The 255-nt window shown below is 52.2% G+C and carries 1 rRNA gene; it reads right to left on the bottom strand.

The features are described from left to right. Positions 1–255: ribosomal RNA gene (locus M8318_RS22780) — 23S ribosomal RNA — on the bottom strand; the annotation flags it as partial.

The following is a 255-nucleotide window of genomic DNA, read 5'->3' as shown; positions in this document are numbered from 1 at the left end:
CTGACCACCTGTGTCGGTTTGGGGTACGATTTGATGTTACCTGATGCTTAGAGGCTTTTCCTGGAAGCAGGGCATTTGTTGCTTCAGCACCGTAGTGCCTCGTCATCACACCTCAGCGTTGAATAAGATTCCGGATTTACCTGGAACCTCCGCCTACATGCTTAAACCGGGACAACCGTCGCCCGGCCAACATAGCCTTCTCCGTCCCCCCTTCGCAGTAACACCGAGTACAGGAATATTAACCTGTTTCCCATC

This window comes from Leclercia tamurae, assembly GCF_025566055.1.
In the GTDB taxonomy this organism is placed as follows: Bacteria; Pseudomonadota; Gammaproteobacteria; order Enterobacterales; family Enterobacteriaceae; genus Enterobacter; species Enterobacter tamurae.
This window is presented reverse-complemented; position numbering and strand designations above follow the sequence as displayed.